Genomic DNA, 17,643 nt, shown 5'->3' on the forward strand with positions numbered 1-17,643 from the left:
CAATTTGTTGTCCATTTGCTCAGAAAAACTTTATATTTTTGACGATCGGATAGATTTTTTACAAAAAATTCTCACTTTTTAAAATTTCGTCAGGAATAGGGTGAAAAAAATCAAAGTACCATGGTAATACGGCTAACCCAGTCCCCCTTTAGGCGGTAGTGATTGATTATTTTTTTCATGAGGTGGCCCTGCAGAACCAAATATCTTTGTCCTCCCAGGGGGCAGGCGTTGAAGTAATTGGTTGTCACTATAAGGCCTGACCAATTGCGTTTAAATTAGCTTTAGTGCTTTGCATATTTTCTAGAGCCTTAAACACATCTTCAGGTGACAACTTTTGTTCCTCAACTAACTCAATCAATATTTGTACAGCAAACTCTCCTTTAAGTGCATCTTCCTCTTCCTCATCAAAATAGCTTTGAATCTGAGAGGCGGCCCCCACTTGGGTGTGGTAGGCAAGGTCACGTTGCAGCTGGTCATATATAAGTTGATAATTCTTCAGAAAATTGCCTTCTGTAAAATTTTTGTGATGCATTGCATCTGCTTGTTCTAGGATTGTGATAATCATCTCGTAAAGGGTAATACCAAGATAGGGTAGAAAGCCATAATTTCGTTTTTTTTCACCACGAAAGTTATCACCTTCACCATACAATTTGTGGGAACGTGCAGCTCCTAAAAAAAGACTGTTAGAGATGTGATAATTTTTAGAGAAGAACAAATTTATCTTATAATATTTGACCCCGTCTTTTAAAAAATTTTCTGCATTCTTATTATGGATAAGAAAATATTTTGAAATTTGGATTGGATCATCACTGTTTGCCTCTTCTTTAAGCAAAGGTAATTCATAAATAAACAATGATAAATTAGTAAACAATCCCTCATCTTTTGATATCTTTTTTGGTTTTGGGATATTTTCTACGAGAGTATTAAAAAGTAATGAAAGTTCTGCGGAGTTTGCCTGTGTGGGAAAATGGTTACTTTGTTTTTCGTCTTCAGACCCATTCTCGAGCCACAAGCCAAGGTCTAGGTTATTAACAATGATATTTGTGTAGTCCATATTGTCGCGCTGCAATGATTGGGCGAAAGCTTTGATGTCCTGTTTATTAGGTACATTAAACTTAGCTCCTTTGGGAACAATAAACTTCCCAAACGCTTCTACAGATCCCGTTGTGTAATCTGTCACCATTAAAAAGCTATCAGGTGAAAAAGTTTTCCCTTCCTTTCCCTGAAGTTGTGCATATTTCACATGGGTACCCGGTCCCTTAAAGTGCAGTTCACCAGCATTTTGATAGTTGCCAAAATAATAGTTTCCCCTGCTAACGTAAATTTTACCTCGGTTGCAGACAGATCGAAAAATTAGATTATTCGCACTGAGATTTGCAGTAGCGGTTGTTTCGTTGACCAACTGCAAATTTCTCGATGATTCGCCGCTTAGTGTCATCTCTCCATTATTCTTGAGAATATTTCTGCAATTATATTCTAGTTGATTCACAAATAGCTTTTGGTTATTTGTGATAGGCACATTAGAAATAAGCTTGCTGATATGTAATTCCAAATTTAAAACAACGGAAATATTTGAGGCATTAATATTAAAATCATCAAATTTTATATCGCTATTCTGACAACCAATTGTTATTTCTCTATCCTGGTTTAGCTTAAAAGTATAATTTTCGAACAATACTTGTTGGCCTTGATCTTTCAGGATAGTTGTTTGCTTTTCACCGATAGTGATTCTAAATTGAGAGTTTTCAAGCTCTTCAATAGCAAAGTTCTTACTACGCACCTGTGAGGAGAAAATAAGGAGCGTAAAGGCTATCGCAAGAGTTACGAAACGAAATTGAAAAACATACTTTATGTAATTTGAAAGCATAACATTTTTCCTTTTGTGTAATAAACATTTAAAAAATAAAACGACACAAGATCCATACTTGCTAATCAGTGGATAATACACGACAACACAACTAAATGTCAATCATAAAAATCCCTGCATCAGGGCTGTTAAGTGAACTCCTCTCTTATCCAAAACTCAGGTTATTTAAGCAGCCCTCAGCTGCATCCACTGATCTGGAACCGTATCCAAACGGGGAATCTCCGTCCACAACAGCGCGCATTTTACCTGACGTTCCGGATACATGCCAGCCAAACACTCCCCATAAGTGTATAACTGCGTGAGATATTTGTGTGGTATCTGCTCCCAGGTCTTAGGAACTTGTCTATCACTTTTGAAATCAACAATCAAAACCTGCTCTGGAGTCACCACTAAACGATCCACTTGCCCAGATATCATGCCCGATTTCGTCTGACCGGCAATTGGCACTTCAGCTTGAGAGTTAGGACCAAACACGTTTGCAAACACCGGATCTTCCAAAATCTGCAACACTGTTTTTGTTAAAGAATCGATTTTACAGTCGTGCTCGGAAAAATATTTCTGCAAATAATTCTGACACACTGCTTGGCGTCGTACAGGGTCAACCCGAGGTATGTATTGTAGCAATTTGTGTAGGATCTCTCCTCGCAATTGTCTTGATGGCTCTTGTGAGTCAAGTGGTGAGGTTATAGTTTGAACCTCATTGGGGACTTGCATCTGTGAGGGGTGGCGCAGAAGCTCAGCTGTCTGTGAACCGATGTCTTGTTGGGTCCATTCAGGCAATGGATCAACGGTTGCAGGTGGCATCATAGAATCGATTTGCGCTTTTGGTTGACTTGCAACCTGTTCGCACTCAACTTTCCAGCCCGTTTGCACGGCTTTCCCTACCTCAGCAACTGCCCGCTGGATTTGGTGATACCAGCAGATATCTAAGGGCTTGCGTTGGGTCTGCCAGCCACACACATATAACCGATCCTCAGCGCGAGTCATGGCAACGTAAAGCAAGCGATTATACTCTTGCAAAAGACGGGCATTGGCACGCTCCCGCATAGGCTCAGTAAAGTCACAAGCTGCATCTCTTGGTGGGTTCCATAAAGGAAGTTGATTATCCTTTGAAACCTTATGCCAAAGCAGCGCATCCCGAAGCTGTGGCACTCGAACTGTGTCTGGTAAAATAACAACTGGAGCTTGCAAACCTTTCGATCCATGTACGGTCATAATCCGAACTTCATCGAGCCCGCCCTGGTCAAGATCACGTTTGATTTGAATATCACCTTCTTGTAGCCAGGCTAAAAAGGTTTGCAGGCATGCTGTGTTATTTTGTTCATAAGCCAAAGCAAGAGCAAGAAATTCTTGCAATGGATCCACCGCGTCGTGGCCCAATCGCGCAATAAAAGCACATTTTCCTTTTTGCGCGCCCAGAATTTCTGCATATAGCTGATAAGGAGTGAGCCGGTGTGCTTTCGTCTTTAACTCGTATAAATAAGTGTGGGCACGCCTGAAATCCAAATTATCGTCGGCATTATCTATTAACTGTTGCCAGAGCGATTGCTTGCCGCGATCGTGGGCTAGATAAAACAATTGATCTTCATCCAAACCAATCAGCGGAGATTTTAAAACGGTCGCTAGAGTCAAATCATCTTCTGGCAACAACAAGAATTGTCCCAACGCCATCAAGTCTTGAATCGCCAAATGTGTGGTGAGCAACAGGCGGTCATTGCCTGCAATGGGGACGTTCTTTTGTTTGAGAGCTTTAATGAGAGCATCGACAAATGCTGTGCGCCGCTGTACTAGAATCATAATATCCCCGGGCCTTAAAGGGCGATTTTTCGCTTCCAACCGTTCGCCAGTTTCCAGCCACTGTTGAATGCAATCAGCCAACTGCTGCGCCAACATGTAGGCAGGACTTGGTTGATACTCGGTTTTGGCCACTGGCATCGGCCATGCGGCTTCTTGTTCCTCAGTTGCAGGTTGCACGAGCGGCCATACTTCAACCAAACCCCCCTCCCCTTCTCGATAAGGAACGTGCTTGATCTCACCTCCTTCCATCGCCACACCATTACGGGCAACTTCATTTTGAAACACCTGATCAACCACCTGTAGTACAGCAGCGGTAGAGCGATAAGAAGTGGTCAAGCGCACGTCTTGCCAGGGTTGCTGACATGCTTTGACCAGCTTGGCAAAATGGGTGCGCATCTGCCCGAAGACTTGGGGATCTGCCCCTTGAAAACTATAAATTGACTGCTTGACGTCGCCAACTACAAAAATGGATCTAGGGGTTTCCGGGCGTGTGCCAAGTCCTGAAAAAAACTCTTCTGCCAAAGCAGCAATCACCTGCCATTGTGCAGCACTGGTGTCTTGGGCTTCATCAACCAAAATGTGATCCAAACCGCCATCGAGTTTATAGAGCACCCAAGGCGCAATGTCTGGCTTGGAAAGCAGTTGACCAGTGGATCTAATCAAATCATCGTAATCTAGTACGCCTCGATAGCGTTTCAAGGTTTCATAGCGCTTGGCAATGGCTGAGCCTAAGCTTAAACTGGCTGAGGAGATGCGCCCAATGCGGTGTTTCTTTAGATATTGTTCCAGCTCAAGGAAGCGGTAGGCTTCTTGAGTTAAAATATCTGTAAGCTCTGGGCACATTTCACCAAGACGTTTTGTGACCAAAACTTTGCGAATATCTCCCGTTTGCGTCAGAAAGGCGGCGCGATATTCTGGCAGTCGATCAAGGCGCTCTTGTGGTGAAAACAGCCAATTTGCAATACGACGGGCCCGATCTTGATCTGTCTTGAGCCCATCATTTAAGAATTTGACGGCATGTTTCAACGATACCAAATCGAAATGGGTTTCGTGACAAAAGCGAGCCAGAATATCTGACTCAGCTTCCGACAAAGACACTTGTAAAAGTGGCTCAAACAATCCTGCAATCCGCCCTCCAGTGGCAAGTTTCAGGTGATGTCGTTTGGCTAGTAATTGATGTAGGACGGCAGCAAAAGTGTTCTCATCAAAAAGTTCAGCTAAATCAGACAAGGTTTTTTGATGCCCTTGGTCATTAGATGGGTCATTAGATGGGTTATCGGAGCGCAACAAAACATCACGTTGTGCCTGATGCAACAAAGCTCGGGTGGTTTGCTCATCCAGCACGGAAAAATGCGGCGGCAGTTCGGCTTCCAGGGGAAAACGTTTAAGCAAAGCCTGGCAAAACCCGTGAATGGTCATGATTTTCATACCGCCCCTGGCATCCAACACTCGGGCAAACAAAGATCGAGCATGGGCTTGCATTTCCACTGTAATCGCTTCTCCCACAAGCGGCGCCAATTCATCGATTAGGGAGTTTGCATCCAATGTGCTCCAACGGCTCAGGCAAGTGTTCAAGCGATTGGTCATCTCGCCGGCGGCTGCACGCGTGAAAGTCAAACAAAGAATTTTTTCAGGAGCTGCCCCGTGCAATAGCAAAGAGAGCACCCGATCGGTAAGTACTTTTGTTTTGCCTGTTCCAGCAGACGCTGCCACCCAAGTGCAGGTTGCTGGGTCCGACACCCAGGAGCGAAACTCAGTTCTCGTTGTCATCAATGCCTCCTTGACCCCACTCGGCAACGCGAGCCAGATGCGCATAGTCATTGAACTTGGGAGCTCGATTGGGTCGCGGGCATGACTGGTATGGCGTGAAAGGATCAGCAAAAGTTTTAATCAGTTGCTGCAAACCGTAAAGCGCTTCTTCGGCAAGTTCTTCCGGATCGTCTTTTAAAGCCTTGACCGCGCCAGCAGGAGTTCGCCCAGTTAGCTGCCAAAAACTTAACGATCCCACTGGAGCAGCTACAACACCGGTAAAGCTACCTTGCTGTGCCATAGATGTCTCCAAGGCCAATTGTGAGGCATAGCCTTTGCGCACATTTTCACTCGATGGCACCATGCCAGTTTTATAATCAATAATGTGCAGGGCTCCATCGCTCGTTTTATCAATGCGATCGGCGATTGCAGTTAATACGAACGCAGGAGTGACTTGGATTTGACCTGGCACTTCTAACCAAGTTTCGATAGGAGCCTTTGCTTGCCTGTGTTTGCGCTCTTGCCCAATAAACCACTGGGCAACCCGGCGCAGGCGATGCCCCCAAAAGCTTGACAGCAATGAGCCCCCATACTGTTGTGTATACATCTGTTGTGCCAGTGTAAATAGAGCATTAGCTGCCTGAGGAGAATTTACATCAGGTTTTGATTTCAAGTAATGTTCAAGCACGGCGTGCAAAAATGTTCCTCTGATTGAAGCATCAAAGGTAAATTCCAGAGGATCTAAAGGACGCAATTTTAAAATATGCCGTGCGTAAATGGCATAGGGATCCCGCATCCAGATTTCAATTTTTGTAACCGATAATTTCTTAGGGCGTACGTCGGCGGGCGGTCGTGGTGCTGGTTGCGCCCATGGCTTAATTGCCGTTGGCTGATCAAGTTGGCTTTGCCACCAGGTCCATTTTTCCCCTCTATCGACCTTGTGCATGAGTTCCTGTTGCTGGAGAACAGTTTTAATGCGCAACAACCACCGAGCAGGAACGGTTGGTGTTCCTCCTACTTTGGTGGAGCGGGTTAGCACAACTTCGGGCGCAGAAAATCCGTGGGCAAAGTCATGGGCTGATAACCCCACGCGCCTTTCTGGCAGGGGCAAACCCAGTTGTTCTCGCATCGGGCGATTCAACCACGGATCTGTGTCATGATGGCCTGGCCAAGTTCCTTCGTTTAAGCTTGCTAAAATGACACGATCAGCTTTCAGCATACGAGCCTCAAGGGGCCCATAAATATGCACACGTTCGTGAAATCCGTGCGGTTGCCGCACAGTTTGCCCCTTCAACAATTCTTGCAATACTTCAGGAAAATCTTGTCGTGCCACATCTGGAAACACTGAGATTGTTTCAATAAGTTGTTTGCAAAACTCTAAGCACGCTTGTCCTAATTCACCTTGCCAAATCTTTTTCTCTGTTAAATGGTCTGCAACGCGTAGAAAATTCTTAAATAACTTTGCAAAAGAATTTCTTTGATCTTTCTGTAGCTCAAGTAATGGTTGTGCAACGGTATAAAAGTTTTGCAGCCAAGCATAAAGTTCTTGCTGTTCTAGATTTTTGACTTGGCTTAAGAAAACGGAAAAACTCTCAAACGGCGGACGACCTCTAATAACCTGTTGTTCCAACAATGGAGCCCATCGCGTATCCAAAAAAGGTTGTTTGAGCACTGACAACAAAGCCAGACTAGAAAATGGCTGACACAAAAACTCTGCCAGCAATAATAAAAATCGACCAGGCACTGTAGCAGTCAGAGAAGTACCTGCGGTATCATCAGCTACAATGTGCCAACGTAAAAGCTCAGACTTGATGCGTTCTACTAACAAACGATCCGGCGTGATGATGCAGACTGTTTTAGCTTGGGTTTCTAGGGTTTCCCGCACCATCATGGCGATGCTCAGCGCTTCTTCCTGCACACTAGCGCATTGCAGGTAGCAAAACCCTTGTAAAGCACCCGCAAAATCACGCCGTGCAGTTAAAGCAATATCAGGTGCCAGTGCCTGCGACAAAAGCTGGGCGCGCTTTTGTCCAGGTTGAGCGTGCTGTTGATTTTCCAGGATTGGCAATTCTTGTACCTCTGCCCTTGACATCTCAAAACGCTTAAGTAAGTGCTGCAAACCATATTGTGGATGGCATAAATCCAGATCAGTCCATGCCGCATCCGCAATATCTCGGTCTAGTCCAGGTAAAATTACTTTTCCTTGAGGCAAAGACCGCACAACGTTTAACAATACCGCTGTTGCTGGTATGGTTCCAGTCGATCCTGCTGCAACTACTGGATAATCGGGAGGATGTTGCCGCCACATATCTGCGTAATCTTCCAGAAGCGAGCGCTGACGTTTGGCCGGATCCACACATGCTTTTTCGGCTAAAATTTCTGGCCAGAATTGGGCAACGATTTTCAAAAAATCGAGGGTGACCTGCCAGTGATGTGCGTAATCTTCTGGTGCGAGTTGAGAAAGCTCATCTAGAGACACTCCGGCCCATGCGACCTGATCAATGAGACCTGCCAGTTCTTGCGCTAATTGCACAACTTGTGCTGCATGAAGCGGATGAGAATCCTCCTGTGTGGTTAATTCTTGATGCCGCTGGATCAGGGACATCAAAAGCCCCTGGCGCTCAAGCGATGCAACCGTTTTTAAGACAGTAAAGTCCGGTTTATTAAAAGCCACAAAGTCCTCGTCTAAATCTCCCAACGCCATCATCTGCGGCAGCATCAGAGGTTTTCCGTGTTTTGCATGTTTTAAAAACACATCTTTCAAGGAGCGGCACGCCCGGCGGTGCGGTAGCAAAATCAGGTGTTGGTTGAGAGCTGCAGGATCACTGCCGGTGTCATGTAACAATTGCTCTGCAAGGGTGTCCAAAAACGGCATCCAGGCAGGGATATTAAAAACGTGTGTTGGGTTTACTTTATCCATGGGAGTAAAGTAGCGATTACTAAGCTATGGGTAAAGGGTATCTTCTCCAAATTCCCGGGTAAATGGACCAGATGACAAAAAATTACCGCCTAAAATCAATGTCTTAAAATCTGGAAATCCTGGCCCAGTTCAATGCCCACAAGATCTGTCAAGCAAGTCTTCTCAAACAGACCTCCAAACGGCCCGTGGACAGAAAGTGCAGTTATCTCTTATCCAAAACTCAGGTTAGTTATGGTCATAAGCAAGCTTATAGTTTAAGGTAGCAACTATCACCAATAACAGCAGAGTCTTTGGATGCCTAAAAAGAAAAGTCGTCTTTCTCCCCATGATCGCTATGCGCGTTCTTCCTTGCTGCAACCTAAGGTTGCACGTGAATTTTTTAATGAACACTTGCCCGTTGCCATCAAGAAATGTGTTGATTTGTCGAGCCTTGCTCCACAAAAGGAGAGTTACATCAATGACAAATTACACGCAAAGGTTGTTGATATTCTGTTTTCAGTAGATTTTGCAGGAGAGGATGGTTATTTATATCTACTGATAGAGCATGCCTCAACGCCTGATCCTTTGCTTCCCTTGCGTATGCTCCAATATGTCTTGGCAATTATGGAAGAGCATTGTCGGCGAACCGGTGAGAGCAAGTTACCTATTGTTTTCCCGATGATCTTTTATACCGGGCGCAAGGAATACAAACATTCGACGAACATTTATGATTTATTTGGCAAGCACAAAAAGCTATCTCGCGAGAAATGAAAACCTCTAGTTTAATGATAGCGAGAAGCGCGCAGTTTACTTGGGTAAATGAGCACTTCGAGCGTATCAGGAAACAGAGGTTTTCATTTCTCTTCAGTATAGCGCAAAGCATTTACAGCAAACCTTACAAGCTGGTGGATTTAACTCAGATTCCGGATGAGCAACTCAAGCAGTATCAGTGGTTAAGCCTGTTGGGTTTGGTTATGAAACATATTCGCGATCATGATTTTTTACCTATCTTGAAAGATATGATACACTTGCTACAAAGGATTGAATCAACAGGTGGAAGTGATTATATCTACCGTACGTTGACGTACGTAACAGAGGCCGGTGAGATTAGAGACCCGGAAGAGTTTGTGAAAATATTACGACAAGGATTAGAAGACCCGGAGGAAAAAGTTATGACATTAGCAGAGCATTGGAAACAGGAAGGACTTGCTCAAGGGATAGAGCAGGGTATGGAGCGAGGCATAGAGCAAGGCATAGAACAAGGTATAGACCGTGGTATCAGACTCACAGCGCTTAATTTTCTAAAAGCGGGCTTGAGTATTGAACAAGTTAGCAAAGGGACGGGTTTGTCTGTAGAAGAAGTTGGCGACATCCGTTGTAAGAATTTTTCTTAAATTTGGCTGCGTTTGTTAGCTTTGAGGAAAAAGATAATTGGATACCGGTTATCATAGGCACATAGGAGACGTTGGACAAAAATGAGTAAAACTTGAGTTCCAAAACCAACGTTCAGGATGACGATCCGTAGGCAGCACATCTTCACTGAACAACCCCGGGGGGCAGTGGTCTGAGGTTATATCTCGCTAGAATTTATCTTAAATTTTTATGTTATATAGTCATACATCCTATGCGTAAAAAACGCTTTTATTTTTTATTACGATTAACTATATTTTAATCAGTTCGGGCGCGATGCTCGAACCGGGACTTCGGTCCCAAAGGTGTTGGGTTTATCCCAAGACCTATGTCTCCCAGACATGAAGCCTCCCTGTAAAACTTGGCCGGGTTTATCCCGGCTTTTTTTTGCACTAGCATATACTCTTTTAGCTCACCTTTTCAGTGAACATCCTCAACTCTCTTTGTGCTACAGAAAGCACAGCCAAATCGGCAGTTGGTAAAGCTTGGGTATCTTTTAAAATTCCATCAACGTGGGCAACAGCGTCGGAAACATGATGCTGCCAAATTTCTAAGGCCTTTGGACCAGAATCCGGGACAGCCTTATTCTGCGCCTGAAAATACTGCAACACCTGACGCGTCAAACGATCTTGAGCAAAAGAGAAATCTTCAAAGATTCCGTGGATTGCCAAGCGCTGCCAAGATGTTTTACTCCAAAGATTGGATGCCTGAGACCTAAGGTCATTGAAAGCAAAGCGCGTGCCAACAGCAAAATAAACGCGTGCTACCTCAACAACGGCAACCCCCATATCTTCTGCAATCAATAAAATATCAGAAGACGCAGCAATCAGCTCAATTTCTGCCATTTGTCTTGCAAGCAACTCACTCAATCCAAAAGAACGATAACGCTTAATCATTTCCAGCAACTGTTCCTTATCGTAAGTTGTTAAGCATAGTTGTATATGTTGTTGTAATTCGGCGAGGTTGGTTTCAAATTTTTGCATTAAGGCATCTGTCAGGAAAGGAACCCGATGCCCTAAGAACCAAATCACTGTGCGCTTGATGCGCCAGCGAATTTGTGACAAGCATTTAATCTGGTTTTCAGGAGTTAATTTTGTTTCCAATTCCTTAATACTTTCGATCAAATTATGAAAGCCATAGAGATGCAGCACCAAGTAAAACCCTTGCACGATCTCCCAACTGGGACGTCCCAACTTTCCTGCAAGCTCTAGTGAAAATGCTGAGCCCATAAAATTGATCAGTCGATTAACTGCCATTGTCGCAACAATTTCACGCCTTAAGGGATGACGCAAGATCTCAGGCAGGTATTTTTCCTGCAACACCTTGGGAAAATAATTCCGTAATTCAAACTCCAGTAAAGAGTCATCAGGCAATTGAGTTTTGATGATCTCATTAAACAAATCATTCTTACTATAGGCAAACAACACCGCCCGCTCAGGCCGAGTCAATCCAACACCTGATTTTTGATACTCAGTGAGTTTGACATCATCGGGTAAGAACTCAAGTTGCCGGTTTAAAACTCCCTTTTTTTCTAGGTGTCGCATCAAACGTGCATCACGCTCTAAGATATGACTGGCTCGCGATTGTGCAAGTGCCAGGGCCAAGTTGTTATACTGGTTACTTTGCAAAACCAGGTGTTCTACCTCATCAGTCATCTGTTCCAAGAGTTGATCCCTTTGCGTGAGGGAAAGTTTTCCTTGCTCCACCACATCTTGCAGTAAGATCTTGATGTTTACTTCGTGATCCGAGCAATCAACGCCGCCTGCATTATCAACTGCATCATTGTTAATGCAGCCTCCCGCCCTTGCAAACTCAATTCGAGCATTTTGGGTCAAACCCAAATTTGCCCCTTCTCCAACAACCCGGCACCGCAACTCATCTGCATTCACTCGGTAAGCATCATTGCTGCGATCTCCAACTTGTGCATGAGTTTCCCGGCTTGATTTAACATAGGTGCCTACACCTCCAAGCCAGAAGAGATCATATTGAGACTTAAGAAGATTTTGAATTAACTGTGCTGGAGTGATCGTTTCCTGACCCAACTGCAACCAATGCCTAATTTCAGGGGTTAAGTGGACTTGCTTAGAGGTTTTCTCATACACAGCACCACCCCTTGACAACAAATCTTGGTTATAGTGTTCCCACCCCAACACCTCACCAAACAGTCTGTGGCGCTCTTTAAAACTAATCTCCGGATCAGGATTGGGGTCAATAAAAATTGACCGATAGCTGATAGCTGCTAAAAGCTTTAGATGTGGTGAAAGTAACATCCCGTTCCCAAACACATCCCCCGCCATAGAACCAATGCCTACAACAGCAATGGACTCTTTTTCAATATCCCTGCCATGCGCCCAAAAATGTTGTCTAACAGATTCCCACGCACCCTTTGCCGTAATACCCATTTTTTTATGGTCATAGCCGGTCTTGCCGCCTGAAGCAAAAGCATCATCCAGCCAAAAATTCTGCTTCTGGGCAATGGCATTGGCATAATCAGAAAATGTTGCAGTTCCTTTGTCAGCGGCGACTACAAAATACGGATCGTCCTCGTCATAACAAAAAGTGCTAAGAGGATGCTTGACCTCGCCTGCTACCAGGTTATCTGTGATTTCCAACATGGCCTTGACCATTTCTTGATAGCACGCTTGCCCTTCAGCCTTAGCTTCTGTCCGATCCATCTGCTCGAGATTTGTCTTAACAACAAATCCCCCTTTGGCTCCAACAGGGACAATGACAGAGTTTTTAACCATCTGTGCTTTGACAAGTCCCAAAATCTCTGTCCGAAAATCCTCACGTCGATCTGACCAGCGAATACCCCCTCTGGCCACTTTTCCGCCGCGTAAATGCACGGCTTCAAACCGAATAGAATAGATAAAAATTTCGTACATAGGTCGCGGCAGAGGTAGCTCCTCGATCCGCTCTGACTCAAACTTGAAGGAAAGATAACTCATCGGTTTCCCTTCAGCATCAACATGAAAGAAATTGCTACGCACCGTTGCCATAACAAGGTTTGCAAGGCTCCTTAAGATACGATCTTCGTCGGGGTGTTGTATCTGATCCAGCTTAGCGCGAACGCCTTTATAAGTATTGACCTCACACGCCTTTCTCTCAAACGCCTGAACCGGATCAAACCGGCAGAAAAAAAGCTGACAAATCTCTTGGGTTATCTCTCCGTGTTTAACCAAAGTTTCTTCAATGTAAGTCTGCCGAAAGGGAATTTGGATTTGGTGCAAATATTTGCAAAATGCTCGCATCAAAAGACACTGACGCCAGCTAAAGGTGGACCGCAACACTAAACGGTTAAAGCCATCGTTTTCAATATCACCTTGCAAAACCCGCAAGAAAGCCTCTTGGAATTTATCTGTTACAGCTTCTAGGGCAACGGGGTATCGCTCGCGGCTTTTGGCTGCAATATCATGAATCCAAACAGATCGATCACCTTGGGGAACAACATGAACCCGTGCCTCATAAAGAATATGCAAATCCATATTGGTCAGCTTATCAAGAATGTCAGAAAGCAAATAAGCCTCACCCGTATGATAAAGCTTAAGACGCACAGTGTAATCTTTATCTTGCGGCAAACGAAAAACTCTTACAAAAGGTTGCTGAGCCTTAACCGTTTTTTCAACCAATCGAATGTCTATCACCACTTCAGAGATAGCTGTTTTTACCTGATAACCTTTATCAAAAGCTTTTTCATATTTTGCAAACAAGGTTGCTGCTTGGGGCTGCTTTAGCTGATTTTGTAGTTCAGTTTGCAACTGATCTTCCCAAGACTCAGCTGCCTGAATTAACAATTGCTCCAGAACTTTCACATCATACTGAAGTCCTTCTTGTCCTTCAGTGGCAGCGATATAATGCACGCGTGCAAAAGAGAGGCCTCCATAACGAGCACTACTGAGTGTCACTGTATACCCAAGCTCACGCTGCAAAATCCTTTGAAGCTGCTCAATAAGTTCGTAATCGAAGCGATCACGCGGGATAAAAACAAAACACGACAGAAAGCGGTTAAAATTATCCTTGCGAATAAATAAGGCAACCCGAGGCTCTTCTTGCAAAGATAAGACCTTCACACCAATTGACATCAGTTCTTCCGCTGCTGCTTGAAATAATTCATCCCGAGGCAACGTGTCAAGAACGTGCAACAAAGCCTTACCATCGTGCCACTCCGGAGAAAAGCCAGCCTGTTTGACAACAGTTAGCACCTTGTGTCGCAATAAAGGAATATCCAATGCACTACTGCTGTAAGCTACAGAGGTAAACAACCCCAAAAACTGGCGCAAGCCAACCACTTTTCCTTTGCTATCAAAAATCTTAATACTAATCGAATCCATAGGTACATTACGGTGCACAGGAGAAAAACGATTGGTTTTGGAAACAATCACTGGATCTTTGTGGTAGAGAAAACTAACACACTCGTCCTGCAAATTAATTCCGTGATAGAGAATACCCGTATCCTCATGATGTGAAGCTTGCAAGATGCCAAGACTAGATTTTGCTACAACGGATTCTTCAAAGGAAGTTATCTTTGGTTTTTGAAAGTCATACTCCCGAAATCCTAAAAAAGTAAAATGGTTGTTTTCAATCCACTTTAGAAATTCCCGGACCTCAGCTGCTTGATCTTCAGAAAAACCAGGTACCTGCAACATTTGTGCAGTCCCACTGACGCAAGCGCGCATTGCTTTCCAATCACGCACTGCCAATGCCACGTCTTGTAGGGTTTGCACAATCTTGTCACGCAATAAAGCAACCTGTTTTTTATCAATGGGCTGAAGAATTTCGCAGTGCAAAAGGGCTTCAAAGGAGTTTTTTTTCTCCAAGCTCGAAGGGACATCAACGCTTTTAGGCTGACCCGACTCATTGCGGCTCACATCATATAACGGCGATATAAAAATATGCGCAACAATCCCCTCTTGACGCAAGATTCCCAAGAATGAATCTGCAAGAAAAGGCTTATTCTCCGTCAAGATATTGATGATGGTGCGGGCATTGCCAAACGAATCAGGATCTGCAACCTCAACAACTTCAACTTTGTTTTCACCAGGCAGGCGCTCTGCAAAAAAGTACCAAAGATTTTGAAGAATTTGTACAATCACTTCAGTAGGTAAAGTGTTGAGATCGATATATTTTTTACGCTTAAAGAAAGTGTATACAAATGACTCAACAAGTGGCCGTTGCTCAACTGGCATTTCTCGTAACACAAGTGCTGTAATTTCCTCGATTCTGGCCTGATTGCCTGACATTGACGACTCTCCCGGTTGCCTCACTTTTGTGTTTATACTACCGTGAAATCAAAACCTCTAGTTTGATGATAGCGAGAAGACAGAGGTTTTGATTTCACTTTGGTATATTTTACAGGATTCAGCAGTAAATGAGAATATGCACGGGCGAACAGGCAAGCACGCCCCTTCCCCAATTTTTGCAAATATGACTTTCAAATGGAGCGGGCGAAGGGATTTGAACCCTCGACCCCAACCTTGGCAAGGTTGTGCTCTACCCCTGAGCTACGCCCGCGCAACCATTCACGTCCGGATGGACTGTATAGACACGATAATACGCAACTGAAAATTTTTTGCAAGCCTGATGTTTGTCCAAAATCCGTCATCTAATTTCTGCATATCTGCTCTCAAGTCATATACATCAAGGCTTTGTGACAATTGTGAGGGATAAGACAAATTCCTCGAATTCAGCTTCTGTCAAATTCGTCGGGATGCTTTGATATTGCTTGCTTCTGCTCATTGTTACCTCCAATACGATATGGCTTAAACACAAAATCAAGGGTACTACCGAATCGCAATCACATAAAGGGTTTGCAATTACTAAAAGTTAGTGTTTTGTTATCTGTATATTAATCTTTTGATTCCTAAAATAAGGTATAAATAAATAATTTCAAATGAAGTGATGAAAAAATTGTTTATCTTTGCATCCTGTTTAAGTTTATCGGGGGCGCCTTCGTATGCTGAACTAGATTTTCAAAACAATACCGGGGAGTATACTAATGTTCAGATCTTTTTTAAACCATCTGATATCTATCTATCTAGATAAATTAGATAAATCACCTAGGACCCTTAAAACACGTAAGATCAAACCACCTAAGATCTTTTTTGAACCACTGCTAATCCAGTTTATGACTGAGGAAGGAAGGAAGGAAGGTTAAAGGTTTTTCTTCGTCGACAAACTCCGAAATCATGAAAGAAGTAGAAAAAGATGAAGTAGAAATAAGAGAAATAAAATGGTTAATCCCCATGACCGGGGGTAAAACAGTAAATTGTGAAATAGGTAACTTAAGAATAACAGATAATAAAAGAATCTCCTTCAATAAGTCCTCATCAAAAACGTCGCCTAAGGGTTATAGTTGCACCATAGAGGCGTTTTAAGATGCCAGCTTTTTGGTGTCCTGGAAATTTTCTACGTGTGCAATTTTTACTCATTTTACTTTTCCTATATCATTAGTTTACTATCCTGTTGAATGACATGCTGCAACCGGGAGGATGACGACCGTGGGACTAGCAAGATTTTTCTGCTTAAGTTAGTGCCATCAACCGCAACACCACTTCAGCTGCTTTTTCACTGGGTTTTACATCTTTGACTTGTAATTGCTTACACACATCTTCAAATGCTTCTATTTGCTGTTGCCGAGCACGCGCCGAACTCAACAACTTATCCAATTCTTGCACCATTGTATTGGGTTCACATTTTTCTTGCAATAATTCGGGAACAACCAACCGATCGTGCATGATGTTGACCATAGCCACGTAACGAACATTTAAGATTTTTCTAGCAAGCCAGCCAGTTAATCGATTCACTTGGTAGGCAATCACAAAAGGCGTGCGAGCCATGGCAAGCTCTAGATTCACAGTCCCAGAAGCAGCCAGGGCAACGTTGCTGGCTCGCATGGCGGCATATTTTTCATGCGCGCCAGTTACAACAAAACTGGGGGCACTCCAAGAATCAACAGCCTGGGATACTTGCTCCTTTAATGCTGTTGTGGTGGGAATAACAATTTTAAGATCTGGATAGCGCAATCTTAACTTTGCAACTGCTTGTTTGAAAATAGGCAAAAGTGTATCAATCTCTCGCTGCCGGCTTCCGGGGAGCAAGCAGAGTAACAGAGTCTCTTTGGCAATCTCATGATCATCGCGAAATTTTTGACGATCAATGGTGTCAATGCCTGCCTCAACAACGTAATGCCCCACAAAGGTTGTCGGCAATCCTTCTTTTTCAAAATACGGCGGTTCAAATGGAAGAATAGCCAACAGATGATCTAGAACAGGAGCTATCTTTTTTGCGCGCTTGGGCCGCCAAGCCCAAACCGTTGGAGGGGGGTAATGAATATAGGGAATGCCACTGCCTCTAAGCTGTTTTGCCAATCGGAAGGAAAAATCAGGTAAATCTATGGTCACCACAACATCTGGCTGCTCTTTTAAAATATATTTCCTCGTCTGCCGTAAACGGCTTAACAGACGTGGCAAGTGCTTAAAAACTTCGAAAAATCCCATAACAGAAAGATCCGACATAGGATATAAACTTTCAAGACCAGCTTGCTGCATAAGCTCACCTCCCACCCCAGAAAAACGCACATGGCCTCCAGTCTTTTGAAGCAACGCTTGCAGCAAAGGCCCTCCTAGAGCATCCCCTGAAGCTTCCCCTGCTAAAACAAAAATGTGTTTTTTACTGCTCATATCTAAATCTCTACCGTCACCACCACGACCACACAATAATTGGATCCTGAATCGCAAAGTTTTTCCGTGCCATGCGATTACATCGCATAGCCCGAAAAATCAGCGTTCAGGATGACGACCATCCTCTGATCTCTGATTTCTGACTTCTGATTTCTGACATGAAACCCCTGCCAAAAAAATCCCATGCTCATCTGCAAGTCGAATCACCTCAGATTTATCCAAAATCTGCACGCCTCCTGCTT

At 43.9% G+C, this 17,643-nt stretch carries 7 protein-coding genes and 1 tRNA gene; 2 read left to right on the plus strand and 6 right to left on the minus strand.

Annotated elements, in window-relative coordinates:
• Window positions 1-247 precede the first annotated feature (247 nt).
• The 3 genes from ABFQ95_03530 to addB form a co-directional block, all read right to left on the minus strand.
• Window positions 248-1,867 carry a hypothetical protein gene (locus ABFQ95_03530; protein ID MEN8236599.1) on the minus strand — a complete coding sequence of 540 codons (1,620 nt, stop codon included), beginning with the start codon at window positions 1,865-1,867 and terminating at the stop codon, window positions 248-250.
• A 165-nt stretch (window positions 1,868-2,032) separates the two neighbouring features.
• On the minus strand, window positions 2,033-5,434 hold the full coding sequence (gene addA, locus ABFQ95_03535; protein ID MEN8236600.1) for a double-strand break repair helicase AddA: 3,402 nt from the start codon (window positions 5,432-5,434) through the stop codon (window positions 2,033-2,035).
• Window positions 5,418-8,333, minus strand: a complete 2,916-nt coding sequence (gene addB / locus ABFQ95_03540) for a double-strand break repair protein AddB (GenBank protein MEN8236601.1) — start codon at window positions 8,331-8,333, stop codon at window positions 5,418-5,420. The genes addA and addB overlap by 17 nt, the downstream gene beginning before the upstream one ends.
• 294 nt (window positions 8,334-8,627) lie before the next feature.
• Here addB and ABFQ95_03545 point away from each other — a divergent pair, with 294 nt between their 5' ends.
• Both ABFQ95_03545 and ABFQ95_03550 read left to right on the plus strand, forming a co-directional pair.
• Window positions 8,628-9,083, plus strand: coding sequence for an Rpn family recombination-promoting nuclease/putative transposase (locus tag ABFQ95_03545; GenBank protein MEN8236602.1), 456 nt, complete (start codon window positions 8,628-8,630; stop codon window positions 9,081-9,083).
• Window positions 9,084-9,097: 14 nt separating this feature from the next.
• Entirely contained in the window at window positions 9,098-9,706 is a 609-nt protein-coding gene (locus ABFQ95_03550; GenBank protein MEN8236603.1) for an Rpn family recombination-promoting nuclease/putative transposase, read from the plus strand.
• Window positions 9,707-10,129: 423 nt separating this feature from the next.
• On the opposite strand, the gene ABFQ95_03555 is transcribed toward ABFQ95_03550, so the two are convergent.
• The 3 genes from ABFQ95_03555 to lpxB all read right to left on the minus strand — a co-directional run bounded on the left by ABFQ95_03555 (window position 10,130) and on the right by lpxB (window position 17,401).
• Entirely contained in the window at window positions 10,130-14,962 is a 4,833-nt protein-coding gene (locus tag ABFQ95_03555; protein ID MEN8236604.1) for an NAD-glutamate dehydrogenase, read from the minus strand.
• Window positions 14,963-15,158: 196 nt separating this feature from the next.
• Window positions 15,159-15,233, minus strand: a tRNA-Gly gene (locus ABFQ95_03560).
• A gap of 1,010 nt (window positions 15,234-16,243) precedes the next feature.
• On the minus strand, window positions 16,244-17,401 hold the full coding sequence (gene lpxB / locus ABFQ95_03565; protein ID MEN8236605.1) for a lipid-A-disaccharide synthase: 1,158 nt from the start codon (window positions 17,399-17,401) through the stop codon (window positions 16,244-16,246).
• Window positions 17,402-17,643: the final 242 nt, after the last annotated feature.

It is taken from the genome of Pseudomonadota bacterium (genome assembly GCA_039714795.1).
GTDB lineage: Bacteria > Pseudomonadota > Alphaproteobacteria > JAGOMX01 > JAGOMX01 > JBDLIP01.